The sequence below is a fragment of the Limnobacter sp. MED105 genome (assembly GCF_000170915.1).
Classification (GTDB): domain Bacteria; phylum Pseudomonadota; class Gammaproteobacteria; order Burkholderiales; family Burkholderiaceae_B; genus Limnobacter.
The window spans coordinates 75413-93559 of record NZ_ABCT01000003.1 but is presented as its reverse complement, the minus strand read 5'-3'; the positions used below and the strand labels follow the sequence as shown (position 1 = coordinate 93559).

13 protein-coding genes are annotated in these 18147 nt (G+C 52.1%); 8 read left to right on the top strand and 5 right to left on the bottom strand.

All coding sequences use genetic code 11. The features are described from left to right. Positions 1-5: 5 nt before the first annotated feature. From LMED105_RS04430 to LMED105_RS04405, 6 genes are all read left to right on the top strand, one after another. Positions 6-422, top strand: coding sequence for a hypothetical protein (locus tag LMED105_RS04430; RefSeq protein WP_008248574.1), 417 nt, complete (start codon positions 6-8; stop codon positions 420-422). 14 nt (positions 423-436) lie between these two features. Continuing rightward, the gene (locus LMED105_RS04425; protein WP_008248572.1) at positions 437-2365 is read left to right on the top strand and encodes a peptidase domain-containing ABC transporter; all 1929 of its coding nucleotides are present in this window, start codon (positions 437-439) and stop codon (positions 2363-2365) included. A gap of 20 nt (positions 2366-2385) precedes the next feature. After that, the gene (locus LMED105_RS04420; protein ID WP_198006791.1) at positions 2386-3723 is read left to right on the top strand and encodes an HlyD family type I secretion periplasmic adaptor subunit; all 1338 of its coding nucleotides are present in this window, start codon (positions 2386-2388) and stop codon (positions 3721-3723) included. An 8-nt stretch (positions 3724-3731) separates the two neighbouring features. Beyond that, entirely contained in the window at positions 3732-5423 is a 1692-nt protein-coding gene (locus tag LMED105_RS04415) for a TolC family protein (protein WP_008248568.1), read from the top strand. Between the two features lie 133 nt (positions 5424-5556). Beyond that, positions 5557-6945: a hypothetical protein gene (locus tag LMED105_RS16130; protein WP_156799539.1), complete on the top strand. Its 1389-nt coding sequence runs from the start codon at positions 5557-5559 to the stop codon at positions 6943-6945. 94 nt (positions 6946-7039) lie between these two features. Continuing rightward, a complete protein-coding gene (locus tag LMED105_RS04405) occupies positions 7040-7873 on the top strand; it encodes a hypothetical protein (RefSeq protein WP_008248556.1) in 834 nt (277 codons plus the stop codon). Positions 7874-7898: 25 nt separating this feature from the next. On the opposite strand, the gene LMED105_RS04400 is transcribed toward LMED105_RS04405, so the two are convergent. Beyond that, entirely contained in the window at positions 7899-8951 is a 1053-nt protein-coding gene (locus LMED105_RS04400; protein ID WP_008248553.1) for an ABC transporter ATP-binding protein, read from the bottom strand. A 116-nt stretch (positions 8952-9067) separates the two neighbouring features. Here LMED105_RS04400 and LMED105_RS04395 point away from each other — a divergent pair, with 116 nt between their 5' ends. After that, complete coding sequence (locus tag LMED105_RS04395; RefSeq protein WP_008248551.1) at positions 9068-10690, top strand: iron ABC transporter permease; 1623 nt, start codon at positions 9068-9070, stop codon at positions 10688-10690. 45 nt (positions 10691-10735) lie between these two features. Here the strand turns inward: LMED105_RS04395 and acnA are convergent, their stop codons facing one another. The 4 genes from acnA to LMED105_RS04375 all read right to left on the bottom strand — a co-directional run bounded on the left by acnA (position 10736) and on the right by LMED105_RS04375 (position 16946). Further along, positions 10736-13465 (bottom strand): aconitate hydratase AcnA, encoded by a 2730-nt coding sequence (acnA, locus tag LMED105_RS04390; RefSeq protein ID WP_008248549.1) that lies wholly within the window; start codon positions 13463-13465, stop codon positions 10736-10738. Between the two features lie 76 nt (positions 13466-13541). Continuing rightward, a complete protein-coding gene (locus LMED105_RS04385; protein ID WP_040512374.1) occupies positions 13542-14783 on the bottom strand; it encodes a DUF2863 family protein in 1242 nt (413 codons plus the stop codon). Positions 14784-14829: 46 nt separating this feature from the next. After that, on the bottom strand, positions 14830-15765 hold the full coding sequence (locus tag LMED105_RS04380) for a sterol desaturase family protein (protein WP_008248545.1): 936 nt from the start codon (positions 15763-15765) through the stop codon (positions 14830-14832). 209 nt (positions 15766-15974) lie between these two features. Next, positions 15975-16946, bottom strand: a complete 972-nt coding sequence (locus LMED105_RS04375; RefSeq protein WP_008248543.1) for an alpha/beta fold hydrolase — start codon at positions 16944-16946, stop codon at positions 15975-15977. Positions 16947-17035: 89 nt separating this feature from the next. Between LMED105_RS04375 and LMED105_RS04370 the strand changes: the two genes are divergently transcribed. Next, a complete protein-coding gene (locus LMED105_RS04370; RefSeq protein WP_083797091.1) occupies positions 17036-18040 on the top strand; it encodes an AraC family transcriptional regulator in 1005 nt (334 codons plus the stop codon). The last annotated feature ends 107 nt before the right edge of the window (positions 18041-18147 follow it).

The following is an 18147-nucleotide window of genomic DNA, read 5'->3' as shown; positions in this document are numbered from 1 at the left end:
GCCGCATGACTGATGACGACAAAAACTGGTTGGCTGCCGACTACGTACTGGGTGTGATGCGTGGAGCAGAGCGCGTCGCATTTGAAGGCCAGTTGAGACTGGACCCGGTGTTGGCCAGGTCGGTGCTGAGCTGGCAAGAGCGACTTAGTTTGATTGATGCCAAGCCGCAAGTATTGTATAGCGCCATGAGTGAAGCGGAGGTGGATGCAGCCTTGAGCAATGTATTTGAGCGAGTGTGTCGAGCGATTGACGCGCAGCCCGACGCCAAACCCCGATTGGAAAACCCGCTGGCCAAATTGACTCGTGAACAGTTGGCAGGCATGCGCCCTGCTGTGGTTCGTTTGATCGCTTCGTACCTTGTATTGCTTGAACGACTCAAGGCGCAACAGCTGCGCATGGCTGGTTCGGCAGGCGCTGTGTAACCAAGGGACTCGCAATGTCGGTTAAATATTTGTTCAAAGAAAGACTCGAAGCACTCTGGAACTTCGGTTTAAAACCAGAAAAGTCTGGGGAAACCGCTGCCGATAGTGGCGGTGCAGCAGATGCATCCAGTTCTAAAACAGTTGAGGGTGTCATTCGCAGCGCCTTACCCCTGTTAAAGCGCGCAGCTTTGCTGTCTATTTTTGTGAACTTGGTGGCTTTGTTTCCTGCCGTGTTTTCGTTGCAGGTGTATGACCGCGTCATTTATCGTTCAGGCTTGAACACGCTGACTGCTTTGTTGATCGGCATGGGTATTTTGCTTGCAGCCGATTTGATTTTGCGATCTTTCCGGGCTCGCGTTCTGCGCGTAGCCGCTGTGAAAATTGACGGACAAATCGCCAGTAAGTTGATGAATAAAATTCTGTCGATTCCGTTGCGACAGCTCGAAGCGCGTTCAACTGCCGCTTGGTATTCCCTGTTTAAAGACGTAGACACCGTGCGCGTGGTTTGGAGTGGCGCTGTTGCCATGACCATTCTTGACTTGCCGTTTGCCATTCTGGCCATCGGATTGATCGCCACGATTGCTTTGCCTGTATTGCCGGTGGTGTTGATTGGTTTGGTGTGTTTGGCGGCTTTGTCATGGTATAGCTCGGGAGAGTTCCGAAAGCGCCGTGTAGAAGAATTTTCTCGTGCCCGCCGCCGGGACGAAGTACTGGCCGAGGTTTGTCGGGGCCGCGAAGCGATCAAAAGCTTGGTTCAAGACGATTCCGCCAAGCGGGCCTGGGTGTCAAGCTACAACTCTTGGGTTCAGGAATCGTTCCAGAAGAACGGCGAAATGGAAGATCAGCGCGAGTTGTCGGTCTCTATCATGTTGTGTGTGAACGTGGCAATCACAGCCGTTGGCGCCTATGCGGTGATCAACCAATGGATGACCGTGGGCGGTTTGATTGCTTCGAACATGCTGGCTGCCAAGGCAATTGGCCCATTGGCTGCGTTGACCGGTCACTGGCGGTCAATTGCCCATTCCCGTGAGGCCACCGATCGATTGAACAAGGTGTTTGCTGCCGATGAAGAGAAGCAACACACCGGTTTAAGTCTGCCCATGCCTTCGGGCGCCTTGCGACTTGAAAACGTAAGTTATCAGCACGTGGGTGCCCAAAAAGAAGTCGTGAAGTCGGTTTCGGCGCAAATTGGCCCGCGCGGTATCTACGGTTTGGCAGGTGACAACGGTGCGGGCAAGTCAACTTTGCTGAAACTGTTGCGTGGTCTTTATGAGCCACAAAGCGGCCGTGTGTTGCTTGATGAGTATGATCTGTCACAGTTTTCTCGCCAAGAACTTGCCAAGTGGATCGGCTTTTTGCCCCAGACCTCACAATTGTTTGAAGGCACGATTGTCGAGAATTTGCGCCGGTCTAATCCGGATGCCAGCGATGAGCAAATTCTGTTGGCTGCCAAGCGCTCGGGCGCGCATGAATTCATTGCGAAAATGCCCGACGGTTACATGACTCAAGTGGGCGAGGGCGGTAACCGCTTGTCGGGAGGCCAGCGTCGCAGGGTTGCGATTACTCAGGCGTTTTTGTCGGACGCACCCGTGTTGTTGCTGGATGAACCAACAAACGATCTGGATTTTGCGGCAGAGACCCATTTGATGGCTGTATTCAAGAGCCTTGCCACTGTAAAAACCATCATCATGGTGACGCATTCTGTGCGTTTAATGTCGATTTGCGACAAGATTATTTATCTGGACAAGGCCTCAAAGTTGCATGTGGGTGCCACACCGGAGATGCTGAAACTGTTGTACGGTATCTCGGTGCCGAAGCCTGTGCCAGCCGCGCCCAAAGCAGCGTCGCAAGTGACCTCCGAGGCTGCGAAGCAGGCGCTGGGAGCCAACGGTACTGAGGGGCAAGCAAATACGGATGCGGGCGGTAAGGCCGCTCAAGCCTGATGAGCGAAGGTCGAGAAATCATGAAGTCTAATAATGCATTGGCCGAAGTCGGCAAGAATGATTTGAAGCCCTATGAAGTCCCCGCCCTTTACAAACCGAACGGTGGCGGATTCGATACCAAAAGCAGGTTCGCTCTTGGCTTGATCGCGCTGTCTCTGTTCGCCTCCTTGTTTATCCGCGTTGACCAGGTGGTAACTGCACCCGGTAAGGTAATCCCTTCGACGCGAGTTAAAAGTATTCAGCACCTGGAAGGCGGTATTGTTCAAGAGTTGGCAGTGAAAGAGGGTGATGTCGTGAAGGAAGGGGCCATGCTCGTTCAATTGAACCTGGCCACCTCGGGTATCAACATTGAAGAATTGAAAAGCCGGCGTGCCGCACTGGAGATGAGCCGTGCGCGTTTGCTGGGTGAAGCTTCGGGCAAGGCACCCGATTATCCTGCTGAAATTATTGCGAATTACCCTGATTTGTACCGTACCGAGCAGGCCACTTACATTGCGCGTGTGACTGAACTGGACGGTATTTTGGGTGTAAACGACAGCCAAATGCTGGGCAACCAAGGCAAGGTGGGTGAGTTACAGGCCAAGCTTGAAGGCTTGGAGAATCGCGCTGTAACAACCTTGCGTGAACTGGAAATTACGCGAGAGTTGGTGCGGGAAAGGCTCGTGTCGCAGTTGGAATACCTGACCAAGAAGCGTGATTACGATAGCTTGACTGCTGAAATTGCCTCGATGCGTCAAACCATAGCATCAGCCCAAGCCTCGGTTGGGCAAAGCCGTGCGCGCCGCATTGAAGAAGAAGGAAAGTTTCGCCGCCGGGCTGCTGATGAATTAACGACACTTGAACGGCAGCTGGCCAGTTTAAAGGACGAAATTGATCGAGCCAGTGATCAGCGAGATCGTGCAGTGATTCGGTCACCCATTGATGGGGTTGTGAAGAACCTGAAGTTGCAGGCTGTTGGTAACGTGGTTCGCCAGGGCGAACCGATCATGGAAGTGGTACCTGTTGATGAGGTGTTGGTTGTTGAAACCCGGCTTTCACCCGCAGATCGCGGTTATGTGAGCATGGACCAGCCTTCCGAAGTGAAAGTGTCAGCCTACGACTTTTTGCGTTATGGCACTTTGCCCGGAAAAGTGACTCAAATTGCAGCCGACACCGACCCAGGCACAGAAGAAACCGGGCCTTATTACCGGTTGATTGTGAGTACCGACAAGGCGTTTTTTGGTACGCCTGACGCGCCGTTGCGCATTTCGCCGGGTATGACTGCTGAAGTGGATATTAATGTGGGTTCGCAGCCCTTTATTTATTATTTGTTAAAACCTGTATTGAAGCTGAAGCAAGAAGCCTTCAGAGAACCATAAAGCAACACATGACAAAACAATTGGACATGACCCAGGGGGGCGTATGGGCTCGCAAAGCACTGTGTGTGCTGATTGCGGGCCTTCTTGCATTTCCAGTAGGTGCGCAAGACTTGCCCGAGAACGTTGAACCATCTGCGAATGTGGGTAATGACAATAACGAGTTTCGTGCCAGGCGCATCGCTCCGGCTGAAGCTGCAAAAATGAGCAAGGAAGAGCTCACCAAGATTCGCTTTTTGAATATGTTGCGAACCAATCCTGAAATTGTGACCTCACGTATCAATGTGAATGCGTCGCAATTTATTGAAGATGGTGCCCGTGCTGCGTATTACCCACGAATTACTGTGGGTGCAAATGCCAGTTCAAGTTCTACGGTAACCAACCGGCAATCAACCGACATTACCGTGACCCAACCGTTGTACACAGCCGGCCGAATTACCGCGCGCGTGAAGGCTGCTGAAACCGATGGCACCATTGCCGACGGGCAATTCGTAAAAACAATTCAAGACGTGGTGCTCGAAGGCTTTTTGGCCAGTAGTACTTTGTCGCGCAATGCGCTGTTGGTAGAAGCCTCGCGCGCGGCCGAGGCCGCGGTGGCTCAGTTACTGGCTCTGGAAGAGCGCCGGGTTGAGCTGGGCGGAAGTGGCGTGACAGACGCGCAGTTTGCCAAAGCCCGGTTGGCGGTCACCCGCGACCGCTTGGTGAATTTTGAGGGGCAATTTGAGGAGGCGAGGGCCACTTATTTCCGTTACTTTGGCGTTTATCCAGAGGGATACAACGTTCCTGAGCTGGAGATTCAGCGCAATATGCTGCCCCAGCTGGTGGATGAGGCGGTCACAAAAGCACTGTTTTCCAATCCTGAAATTCGAGTGGCTGAAAGCCAGATTGTGAAAGCGCGGCACAACTACACGGCTGAGGATGCAAGCCTATACCCATCTTTAAACCTGGTGGGTATTCAGCAATTTTTTGGTGAACCCGACCCGTTTACGGGTGACAGAACCGACAGCTCGGTGAACCTGCGTTTGCAGTACAGCGCTTTTTCGGGCGGCGAGCAGGTGGCACGCGTGAATCAGGCGGCTGCCACCATTGATACCCGTCGTGCTCAGTTGGCTGCGGCCAGGTTGCGCGTTGAGGAGAGTGTTCGTTTTCAATGGGGTAAATGGTCGGCAGGACAGTCTCGGGCAGTGACTTTACGTGGCGCGTACGCTGACTCGTTGCAGGTGTTTAAAAACCGCAAAAGGCTTCGTGATTTTGGCCGTGAAACGGTGATCGTGATGTTGGATGCCCAAGTTGAGTACTTCAACGTATTAATCGCCTATATCAACGCAGTCTTCGATGCTCGCGACGCAAGTTTCCGCCTGATGCATGCCATGGGCTTGATGATGCCTACTCCCGGTGCTGAGGGCGATTGGTTTGAACTGTTTTTCTCGAAAACTCCTGAACGCGAGCGCCTGGAGAGTAGTCTGAAGGACACAGCCGACATTGCCAGCAGCCCGGCAGATCAGAAAATTGCCGAAAAGCTTGGTTTGGATGTGAGCCAGACTGAAGTTGAAAAAGCAGCTGGGTTTGTGCTGACCCCGGCGCAGCGTCTTGAGGTTGAAAAAAGCTCCGAACGCAGCCGCGTACAGGGCAGTGCAACTGAAAAAGAGCTGCGCCCCACCCTGAAACCGGCACCGGTTCTGGATCCTCGGTTTTATCGGTAAAGTCTTGATTTTTGTCAGTAAAGTGCTCACACTGTTCAAACAGGGGTACTTTACTGCCTTATTTCATCCATTCGCTGGGCAGGAACCCTGAGAAACTGGCATGAACGGGGCGATTCCCAGAGGAATGACAAAAATGGGTGACGATATTCAAAACATCAAGAGCACGGCTGAAGATTTGGCTGTGGAGCGTGCGGAGCAGCAACTCGCCGATCCTTCAGCCTTGAATATGCAGTTTCTGCAATCAACCCTGAATACATCCGAATTTGAAGGTTTGAGCGCTAACTCCGGTTTCCCAGGCAGCGCGGTAAAAAGCCAGTTGCATCCATCCAACCAGTCAGGTGGCGGTTTCTCAGGATTGTCTCCAGCGTATTCAGGCGCAGGCCTTTTGGGTGCGGTGGCGGCAGCCGATTTAAGTGGTGCATCCAGTGCCATGGGCATGGCAGCCCAGGTGGCCAGCGCAGCGCCCGTCACTTTTGGTAAAACAGCAGTGGGCGAGTCTGCAACTTTGGCGGGTTTGGGCAACAAGGCTTTGGTACAGCCTGCCGATCTATCTAAAATTTCGGATTTACCCTTGTTAAAGCCCGTGGCAAATCCCGATGGTTCCATGGTGCCAGTGTCTGCTGAATTCGCACAGTTGATGGCAATGCTGGAAGGCGGTGGAGGAATTAACCCGGATGATGCGTTGAGCAACTTGATCGGCGGTTTGGGCCAGAACCCAAGCCCCGAGAGTCTGCAAACTGCCATTGATGCAGTGCTGGGTCAGATCAATTTGTTGAACACTACTTTTGAACCTGTGTTTGACAATTTGAGTGGCGATGTCCAGAACCAGTTTGCAGCGCAAACCGGCTTGCCCTCAGGCGATTTGGGTTTGAGTATTTTTGAAGATGCTGGCGAGGTGTCTTCGGTATTGACTGACCTTTTGGGCACCATTGATGTGGGTGCCAATCCACAATTGGACAGCTTGCTGAATCTGGATTCAACATTTGATGACATCGCGTCTTTGGTGGGCTCCTTGCCCGATCTGGATTTGACTCCTGTAACCGACCCGGTAAGTGGGGTGATCGACACGATTACCGATATCACCGCACCAGTGGTGGATCCGATTATCGACACGATCACCGACATCACTGACCCGATAGTGGATCCGATCGTAGATCCAATCGTGGATGTGATCACCGACATCACCGATCCGGTGGTGGATCCAATAGTAGATGTGATTACAGACATCACCGATCCGATTGTAGATCCAATAGTAGATGTGATTACCGACATCACCGACCCGGTAGTGGATCCGATTGTGGATCCGATTCTTGATCCTGTGACGGACATCACCGATCCGCTGCTGGACCCAATTCTTGATCCCATTACTGGAGGTGGAGGTTTGTTGTCGGGTTTGAGTACCTCCTCAAGCGACTCCGATTCTGGTTTGCTGGATTCACTTAGCAGCGGGATTTCTTCCACTGCTGGCTCTGAGGGTGGCGCGTTGGATGGCTTGTTGGGTTCTTTGGACCAAAATAAATAAAACTCACCCCCTTTTTTGATAGGGGGGTGTTTTGAATCCAATTTGAGTGGCCTATCGTATAAAATGGTAGTACGTCACGAAAAAAATTGGGTTTATGTCAAATTCCGTCATTCAGTTGTCAGTGCAGACCGATCACAGCTACTCCGCTGGAGAGTTGCGCGATCCTGTTAGCAAGGCAACGATTGAGTTTTTTGACAGTTTTGAGCCATCGCCCGGTTCAACAAAAATTGCTTTTTCGTCATCCGACGGTCTTGATCCCAAAGAATTTTCGAGTGCACCGTCCCTTGGGTTTGGTGAATTGCGATGCATTTCTCAGGCCTGCGTCAGTGACGTCAGCGTTTTCGAGAGTTCTTCAAGCCTTGCCAGCATTGATCCGGCATTGCTTGCCAATGCAGACACTGCAGGAATGCTGAACATCATGAACGAACAAGCCTCGTTTGAAGCGTTGAACTCAGAGCTTTTGAGTGCCATGCCCCGCGTGAAGCATGCTTTGGGTGGTGAGCTCAGCTACTCTGAGTTGACCCAACTGATTGCAGACATCCAGGCCCAAGTGCTCGACTTGAACGCATTAAGCCAAGATATGTTTGGCGAACTTTCCGGTGAAGTCAACAACGCTGTTCATGAGGTGGCTGAGTTTGACACCGATTCATTGTTGGCTTCGATGCAAATTGATTCAGGTTTGTTCGCACAACCAGAATTGGCTGGCAACCTTCACTCTTTGGCATACGAGGCAACACTGGATGGTTTGTTTACCTCTCCTGAGGCCTTCCCGCTAACGCTGGATTTCTCCAACCCTAACAGTATTCAGGAAGCTTCCGAGCTTTTTGCCTCTGCTGGCGGTACTTCATCCATCAGTTCTACAGCTTCCAACCCTGATTCAGACAGCGGCTTGCCTTCTGGTGCAACTGGTTCAAACGAACTGGGCTGATTTTCGCTGAAGAGTGGGGCTCTAATTAAACCCGATCGAATGTGATGACGTGGTCAAGTTCCAGTTTGATCCCGATTGGTTCACCTATCGCGTGATTGTGGTGGCTTGGCACCAATGCCAGCACATGAACGCCGCTTTCAAGTTCAAGTGTGTACAAGAAATCAGCACCACGAAAAGACTTTCGCACCACCTTGGCCTGCATGGGGCTGGCGTCGTCGTGAATAATGTCGTCAGGGCGAATCAGAACATCAAATTCATTGCTTTTAGGCAATTGGTCTTCAGTTAGCCGCAGGTGAGCCAACTCAATTTGCAAGCCTTGCTCGGTTTTTTTACCCGGGAGGAACACACCTTGCCCTATGAAGTCGGCCACCATGCGTGAATTTGGTTGGTGGTAAAGGCTGTAGGAGGATCCCCATTGTTGCAGCTCCCCAGCGTGCATTACCCCGATTCGGTCGGCCATACTGAATGCCTCATGCTGATCATGGGTGACCAAAATGGCACTCATGTTCTCTGCCTTTAAAATTTCCCGAACTTCAAAAGTAAGTCTCTCTTTGAGTTCAACATCCAGATTTGAAAACGGCTCGTCGAGCAAAATCAGCGTGGGTTTGGGAGCCAGTGCGCGCGCAAGCGCGACGCGTTGCTGCTGGCCACCCGACAATTCATGGGGATAACGGTCCGCCAGCGCTTCAAGCCCAATCAAGGCCAGCAATTCACCACTGCGGTTGCGCTTTTCATGTTCACTGCGTTTGTGTAAACCAAACTCAATGTTTTTGCGAACAGTGAGGTGGGGGAACAGGGCATAGTCTTGAAAAACGACGCCCACATTCCGCTTCTCCGGACTGCGTACCTTGCCAGGTTCACTTGCTTTTTCACCCTTCAGCATAATATTGCCCTGTGTAGGCATGAGAAAGCCGGCAATTGCGCGCAACAAGGTTGTTTTGCCGCAGCCAGATGGACCTAGCAAACAGGCAATTTCACCCTGCGCAAGTTCAAAACTGACATTGCGAACAGCAGGTGTGCTGCTACCTGGGTACAGAATGCTCAGTTCATTGATGCTCAGGGCAGGGGCTTGTTTCATTTTTTCGGTGGTACCGTGGTCTGTTTGCTACTCAGTTCACCTTTGGGTCAGGTGAGTCTCATGAACTTAAAGTAAAATCGTTCTCACTTCTATTTTGCCATGTCTGGGCGGTTTGTTTGTTTACTTTGGGGTTAAGAAGTCGCATTTCTGTTGCACTGCTGGCGTTGCTGCTGTTGCTGCCGTTCGTCTATTTGTTCGGCCTTGCTGGCTTTAGCTTGGTACAGGCTCCCCAGGTTCTAATCCATTTGGCTAGCACCATTCTTCCCGATCTGGTTTGGCAAACGGTTTATCTGTGTATTGGTGTGGTGGTGCTGACCAGTACCATGGGTGTGTTGCCTGCCTGGTGGGTTTCAGCACACGAATTTCCCGGGCGGAAATGGCTTGAATGGCTGTTGTTGCTGCCCATGGCCATGCCGTCGTATGTCATTGCCTACGCTTACACCGATGCACTTCAGTATTCTGGTTGGTTGGCCAGCAGCTTGCGGGAAATTCTGGGCAATGATTTCCGCATTCCAGAAATTCGTTCTACCTCGGGCGCCATTCTTGTACTCAGCTTTGTGTTGTATCCCTATGTTTACATTATGGCGAGAACCGCATTTTTAGGGCGTAGCCCTTCCATGCTGGATGCCGCACGTTCTTTGGGGCACAGCGCGACCAGTGCTTTCCTCAAGGTGGGTTTGCCCGTGGCTCGCCCTGCATGGGTTGTGGGGCTTACGTTGGTGCTCATGGAGACCCTGGCGGAGTACGGTGCTTTGTCTTATTTTGGGGTGCGCACCTTCACCACCGCAATATTCAACACCTGGCTGAATTTGGGTGACAGGGAAAGTGCAGCCTTGCTCGCAGTGATGTTGCTGGTTGTCATGCTGGCCTTGATTGTTTTTGAATCCAAGGCGCGAGGGCGTGCCCAGTTTTACACGCAATCGGGTAAAGGCAGCACCATTGAAAGAAAACGCTTGAAAGGTTTTCAGGCCGCATGGGTGGTGTTTTTGTCGGCCATGCCTTTTGTATTGGGATTCGTGCTGCCGGTGTTTATTTTGTTGGCTTTGGTGGTAGACGTAGACACCTCGATCAATTGGGCGCGCAGTTTTCAGTGGGCTTACCACTCGGCCCTGCTGGGTGGCATGGCGGCTCTTGTTGCGGTTGTTCTGGCAGTGTTCCTGGCGTACGTAAAACGACAGACGCATGTGTGGTGGGTTACCGCAATTTATCGTTTGATTTCGCTGGGCTACGGTGTGCCTGGCGCAATTTTGGCAATTGCCATTTTGTTGCCACTGGCTACAGTTGATCGCTTCACTTATGACATGGGCTGGCAAGTGCCCGCCCTGACAGGCAGTGTGTTGGCCCTGGTGTATGCCTACAACGTTCGCTTTACATCGGCGGCCTTGCAATCCGTGGACTCGGGTCTGCAGCAAATTACACGGCATATTGACGAGTCGGCCAGAATTCTAGGCCGTACACCACGACAAGTGTTGTGGCATGTGCATTTGCCGGTGTTAAGAGGATCTGTGGCCACCGGCATGTTGTTGGTGATCGTGGATGTGATCAAGGAGTTACCCGCCACCTTGGTGTTGCGGCCTTTTGATTTCGATACCTTGGCTGTTGTTTCTTATCAGTTTGCCTCGGATGAGCGATTGACCGAAGCAGCAGTGCCTGCGCTCATGATCGTGATGATTGCTCTGGTGCCGATTTTGTTGTTGATCAGGCAAGGGGCGAAGCAGGCGAGAAGCAGCAAGGGGTAAGGCCAACTGCTTCGGGCCGTGCCAGTTCGAGAGACCCGCTCAACTTCACTGACTTGCCCCCAGCAACTCCCGCAGCACAAACGGCAGAATTCCCTGGTGCTTGTAATACTCCACCTCAATCGGTGTATCGATGCGGCTGAGCACTTTCACATCCTGAACTTCGCTGTTGGCGCGTGTAATTCTCAACACCAGTTCGGCTTGCGGAGCAGTGTCCTCCGTCAAACCAATGACGTCGAAGGTTTCACTGCCGTCCAGCTTCAGGCTTTGTATGGAATCACCGCCCAAAAACTGAAGCGGCAGCACACCCATGCCCACCAGGTTACTGCGGTGAATTCGCTCGTAGCTACGGGCCACAACCACTTTTACACCCAGTAGCTGCGTGCCCTTGGCTGCCCAGTCACGGGATGATCCTGTGCCGTATTCTTCACCCGCCAGCACAATGGTGGGTGTGCCTTGTGCCATGTATTCCATGGCCGCGTCGTACACAGTGGTCTGTTTTCCGTCTTTGATGGTGAAGCCGCCTTCAATGCGATTGCCATTTGCATCGGGAGGAATCATCAGGTTTTTCACGCGAACATTCGCAAAGGTGCCGCGAATCATCACATCGTGATTGCCACGCCGTGAGCCGTAGCTGTTGAAATCTGCTTGTTCTACACCATGCTGCTGTAGATATTTTCCAGCGGGTGTTGTGGGTTTGAATGAGCCTGCCGGTGAAATGTGGTCTGTGGTGACCGAATCGCCAAGAATCAGCAAGGGTTTTGCACCGCAAATGATTTCCACCTTGGAAGGCTGCATTGAAAAGTCATCAAAGAAGGGTGGCTTGGCAATGTAGGTGGACTGTGGCCATGGGTAAACCTGGCCTTCTGGAGCGGGTACGTTGTTCCAAAGGTCGTGGCCCTCGGTGAAGTTGCTGTACAGGCGTACAAATGTGGGTGCGTCCAGCGCAGTGGGCAGCAATTCATCCACTTCGGCATTGCTGGGCCAAATGTCGCGCAGGTAAACCGGTTGGCCATCGCTACCTGTACCCAGGGGTTCAGTTGTCATGTCCATATTGGCTTTACCACTCAATGCGTAAGCGACGACCAGCGGTGGTGAAGCCAAAAAGTTGGCTTTTAAATTGGGGTGAATGCGTGCTTCAAAGTTGCGGTTGCCCGACAACACTGCACATCCGATGACATCATTTTTCAAAATGGTGTCATTGATTTCAGGCAACAAGTCGCCTGCATTGCCAATACAGGTTGTGCAGCCATAAGCGGCCACGTTAAATCCAAGTTGGTCGAGGTAAGGTTGCAGGCCTGTTTTTTCCAGGTAATCGCTCACCACGCGAGAACCCGGGCCCAGCGAGGTTTTAATGTGCGGCTGTACTTTCAACCCTTTTTCAACTGCCTTCTTGGCCAACAAGCCTGCGGCTAGCATTACGCCGGGGTTGGATGTATTGGTGCAGCTTGTGATGGCTGCCAGCAACACATCGCCATGCCCAATGCTGAGTTTGTCCAGCCCGGTGGGGTAACGTGTGTTCAATGTGGCGGCGTCTTTTCCGAAACCGTTCGCAGCCATGGGTTCAGAAAAAAGTGCGTTGAATTGCTGCTTCATGTTTTTCAGCAACACGCGGTCTTGTGGACGTTTTGGCCCAGCCAATGATGGTTCAACCGTGTCGAGGTCGAGGGTGACCACTTCCGAATAATCGATTGCGCCGGGTGCAGGCATTCCAAGCAAGCCTTGGGCTTCAAAGTACGCCTCGAACCGATCTGCTTCAGCTGTTGTTCGGCCGGTCTTTCGCATGAATTCAACTGTTTTTGAATCCGGCGGAAAGAAGCCCATGGTGGCGCCGTACTCTGGTGCCATATTGGCCAGTGTCGCGCGGTCGGTTACTGACAAACTGGCGGCACCCGGGCCATAAAATTCAACAAATTTGCCCACCACTTTTTTCTTGCGCAGCAGCTCTGTAATGGCCAATACCAGGTCTGTGGCGGTAATGCCTTCCCGCAGCGCGTTGGTCAGTTCCACGCCCACCACGTCGGGTGTTAAAAAGTAAACGGGTTGGCCCAGCATGCCAGCTTCAGCTTCAATGCCGCCCACGCCCCAACCTACAACGCCCACACCGTTGATCATGGTAGTGTGGCTGTCGGTACCTACCAGGGTGTCAGGGTAGTACACCGTGTTGTCGTTTTCTTCACCTGCTTTTGTTGCACTGCGAATGCCACGGAACAGGTATTCCAGGTTCACCTGGTGAACAATGCCAATGCCCGGTGGCACCACCTTGAAAGTGTCAAAAGCCTGCATGCCCCATTTCATGAACTGGTAGCGTTCGCCATTGCGTTCAAACTCAATTTCCATGTTTTTACGCAGCGAGTCAGCAGTGCCAAAATGGTCAATCATCACAGAATGGTCAACGACCAAATCCACCGGGACAAGCGGTTCGATCTTCTTTGGGTTCTGGCCCATGGCTTGTGCCACATTGCGCATGGCTGCGAGGTCGGCCAACAACGGAACGCCGGTGAAGTCTTGAAGTACTACGCGCGCCACGATGAAGGGAATTTCATCGGTGCGCTTGGCTTGTGGTTGCCAGTTGGCGAGTTGCTGAATATGTTCTTCAGCCACCTTTTTGCCATCGCAATTTCGCAGCACCGATTCAAGCACAATGCGAATCGATACCGGTAAGCGGTGCAGGTTGGGATAACCCGATTCAGCCAGTTTGGGAAGGCTATAAAACTGGCCTTTCTGGCCTGTTTTGGAGGTGAAGGTGCTGAGTGTTGAATGCTTCAGGGTTGACATACCTGTTTCTCCCTTACGTTTGGGGTGCCGAAGAATTTCGGCACCGTATTACAAAATCGAGCGGTTTTTGCCTTACTCAGTGCAAATGCATGCTGTTGGGTAATTCTGAATCTTCCGGAAGTTCGGCATGCAACAGCTCACCCTCCGGGTTGGGGTACAAAGGCGATCCGCAATCTTCACAGTATTCAAGCGGGAAGCGCTCTTCCAGCACCTTGATTTGCCGAATACCCACTTCTTTCAGAAGGGCTTCAATTTTTGAGCGAATCACGGGATTGTCGGGTTCGCTCTCAATGTCTTTTTCGTACACCGGGTCGGGTTCATTGCCATATTCTTCGCCAATTAGTGGCCACACCACGCCATGCACAATGTCGCTGTTGCCTTCCACTGAAAAACCGATTCGGTATTCTTCAATTTCTCCGCGATCTACAAATGCGCCAACGCTGGCGTGAATTTTCTGGGTGGGAACATCCAGGGCGCTTTCAAGAAAGGCAGCAGATGCGCGCACGGAATAGGCACGGGCTTCTTTTTCCGCTTCGCGGCATGCGTTGTACAAACCATTTGGCAGCATCAGTTCAAGCAAACACCCCGGCATTATTTTTTGCAAGGCCTGGCCGCCCGTTAGCCGCCAGTTGGCAAGTACCTCTTCTTTGCTCAGAAGGGTGCCGTTGCTGTGCGCCTCTACTTGCCACTTGAATGCGGGTTGGCCTGCGGGCACGGAAATCGCGCCAATCAAATAACGAACATCGCTCAAAAAACTTTGGGTGGCAGGCAGGTTTTCTGTGTCGATTCGTACCTTCACGCGGTCAATGGCCGCTTGCCCCAGCTGCCGAGCCAGTTCAGCGGCCGCAGTGTAACTTTCAGGCAACTGGTCAGGGCTGAACAACATGTTGGTGAGCACCAAGTGAGCGTGATCTGACAACACGTTTTTTTGGAGCAAGTTGGTGAATTCAGCCACTGTGGCTTCTTCAATTTTGCCTGAGGGAATGTTGTAGGTTGACCAAGCCAGCACCGGTGCAGCCAACAACAAAATGTCTTCTTCCTGGCCTAGTTCAGGGCTTTCTACGGTGTTTTCAATCGCGAATGCCAACTCGTCGTAAGCGCGGTAATTGGTGCTGTAAAGGTGGTCAAGGGTTTGCATCAGCGTGGTGTCGCTGCGGCCTTCCAGCATTGGGGCAAGCGCTGCAAACAGCTTCTTTTTCCAGAAACGGCGCTCAAGCCGACTGCCAGCGTCCGCGAGCAGAATAGCCAGGTTGGCCAAGGGTTTGGCGTACTTGGACAATTTGGATCGGGAGGCTGTATTAAGTGGTTTTCTGCGCATGGGTGGTCCTTCTAAGGTTCCACCCATTGTAGTACGAGAAGATTGCTTAAATTGATTTGTCGCGCAGGTTGGATTGATCGCTCAAGCCCGGGCGCACCCACTCGGGCGGTGCCCAAATGTGCTTGATACGCTGCCACGAGGGGCCTGGCTTGAGTGCATCTGAAAACATGTCGCGCCATTCATGGGTATTGAGTGTCCAGATATTGTTGGTTTGGGGTTGACGGACAATGCCGTAGTCCACTGGTGCAACCTCGGGCTCGAAGGTACCGAAAATTCGATCCCAGACAATCAATACTCCGCCATAGTTTTTGTCGATGTATTCATCGTTTCGCCCATGGTGTACGCGGTGCTGGCTTGGCGTATTGAAAATATACTCAAACCATTTTGGAAGCTTGTTCACAGCCTGGGTGTGGACAAAGTATTGGTAGCCAAGGTTCACACCATAAGCCAGCAGCACGGCCCAAACAGGGAAGCCAATAATCAACATGGGTGCCCAGAAAATTTGATGCAGATTCACCGCATAAAACAGGCTTTGCCGCATGGCTGTGGTGGTAGTCATGTTCTCGCCGCTGTGGTGGACCACGTGCGCACACCAGAACCAACGCACACGGTGGCTGCCACGGTGAAACCAGTAATAACAAAACTCGATGCCGAACAGCAAGGCAACAAAACTCAGCGGGGTCACTTCAATGGTTGCGATCCTGAAGGTGTAAATCCACTCCATGAAAGCGGACACAAAAAGCGCAAACCACACCAGCTCCATGGCCTGGTAGCTTCCGCCCAGCAGCATGTTGGTGACTACTTCCTTTTTCTTGAAGAAAAACGACTTGCCCACTTTTTTCAAGTACAGATATTCCACCAACGTTGCACCCAGAAACAGCGGGGTGAGCAGGGTAAGAAATACCTGCTTCCAATCCGGGTTGGGCCCAAACAGCAAGTTGAAAGTGGGCATTGCCATTGCCTGGTTGATCAACTGTTCCATGCGTGTGTCTCCGCGTTTTGGTTTTTTGATGCTTTGAATTTTGCGCGGGTTTTGGCAAGAAATATTGTGGGATCAAGCCTTATTTTTGTGAAAATGCGCCAAGCTATCTAGTTAGCTTGCCCGTCTCAAACATCGCTGCGACTCAAGCGGGAAGCCCGCCTGAATCGGCTGGGTAATCGCAACAAAGCGCAGTAAGCCCTCAGCGTGCATTACCGCGCAATCGATTCGCGCCACTTCACATAATCTGCCGCCACTTGCTCAGGCTGCTCCATCATCGGAACATGCCCAACCTTGTCCATCAAAATCACATCAAAGCCGGGCATTGCAGTTTTCAATTCTGCGGCGCCGTCCACATGCAAAACACGATCTTCCTTGCCCCACACGATCAGGCCTGGACCTTTGTAAGTCGATGCATTTAACGCAGTGGCCAGGTCAGAGGGAACGGTTTTGAAGTCTTTGTAAATGCGTTTGTGCAAAGGTTGGTCGGCAGCAGCGCGTGCTGCCATGGCGTCGACTACAAATCCTGGTGCAAAGGCAGGGCGCTCGTACATGACTACATCCACAATTTTTTCAAATTCTTCCCGGTTGCTCGCCGTCAAAACAATTTCACCAGTTTGCTCAAATTTCTGGATGACTTCCGATTTTCTGGACTCTACCAAACCAGCGGGGGCCAAGAACCAGACAGAGGCCACATTGTCTGGGTACTTGGCCGCATAAGCACCGCTGATCCAGCCACCCATGGAATTGCCGCCAATGTGGGGTTTTTGGAGACCAAGTTTCTCAATAATTTCATGGACCCGGTCGATTTGGGTGTTGATCACATAGTCGGCGTTCATGTCGCGTGTGGAGGCGCCAAAGCCCGGTACATCGATGGAGTAAACGGTGTATTGATTGGTCAGGTAATAGGCCACTCGATTGAAGTTGTCTTTCGAGCCACCAAAGCCGTGAATCAGCACCAAGGGTTCGCCTTGACCGCCCTGCAAATAGGGCACCACAAAGCCATCGATTTGAAGCACTTTGCGCTCAAGTCCCGAAATGGCACGCTCGGCGGCAATCGCCATGCCGGCAGCGCCCTGAATTTCACCTTCGGGTTGCTCGAAACTGCAAGCAGTCAGGCTGACCGTGGCAGTGATTGCAAAAAGGGCTGTTAAGCGTTTGATCGCGGAAGCGTGTTTTTTCATGGCGGGTGTCTTTTTCGGGAAGTCGATATGATGAATACGCGCTAGCATAGAACAGGTAAAACTCTTCTGACAATACTTGTTGTCAAATAATGACTCTTCATTCTAATCTTGGTCACGTTTCTGCCAGTTATGTGAACCTGCTTTTTGACTGGTTGGCCCATACTCACCCCGAGGTGGCTGCGCGCATGCCTTTTACACGGCCAGTGGCCGGTGAGTTGAACCGAATCGAAGTGCCGCAATGGAAGTCCATGCTGGACTGGACCTACCAAGTCCTTCAAGACCCCGCCATGCCTTTAAAAATTGCAGCCCACGTGCGGCCGGCCAATATGGGGCTGTTGGGTTATGTCGCCAGTTGTTGTTCCAACTTGGGCGAAGCGTTTGCCCGGTTGCAACAATTCGAGAATTTGGTGTACAGCGTGAACGCGCTTGAAGTGGCGCTGCAAAGTGATCAAATTATTTTACGTTGGGGGGCCGAGCGTGGGCGCCCCGGGCATTGGGTTGATTCAGTGGCCATTGGGGTGTTGGTTGCCTTCACCCAGCATTTAATTGCCACACCCGTGTACCCACACCGCGTTCAGTTTATTAATGCCAAGCCTGTGAATCCAGCTGATTTCGACGCCTTTTTTCAATGCCAGGTTGGATTTGACGGCGATTACACCGAAGTGGTGTGGCCTGCCAGTTTGCTTGAAATGCCGTTGAAATCGCCAGACCAGGTCATGCGCAGCATGTTGGATCAACAAGCCAGGTTGTTGTTAAAGCAAGTGAAGGCAGGTGAGGAGTCGATTGCTGGTTTGCAAAAAGCCTTGCAGGAGTCGGTAACCGCGGGCGTGCCCACCTTGAATGAAGTGGCACGCCGTTTGTGTGTCAGCACGCGCACCCTGCAACGACGCTTGCAAGAGCAAAACAGCAGTTTTCGCGAGGAACTGGAGAAAGTGCGGGTTGAAATGGCAAAGAATTGCCTTCAGGCGGGTGAGCTAAGCCTGGCTGACATTGCCAATTTTCTCGCTTACAACGACCAAAGTGCTTTTACCCATGCCTTTAAATGGGTCACTGGCTTAAGTCCTGCGAAATATCAGCGTGCAAAGCGACAATAGGCTCTAAAAGCAGGGGGAATCAGCCAGACCCCCTTCAAATACAAGGGAAAGTCCTATATCATATATAAGACTTGAGAGGCATCGAAACCCCGCCACTTTTGCATCGC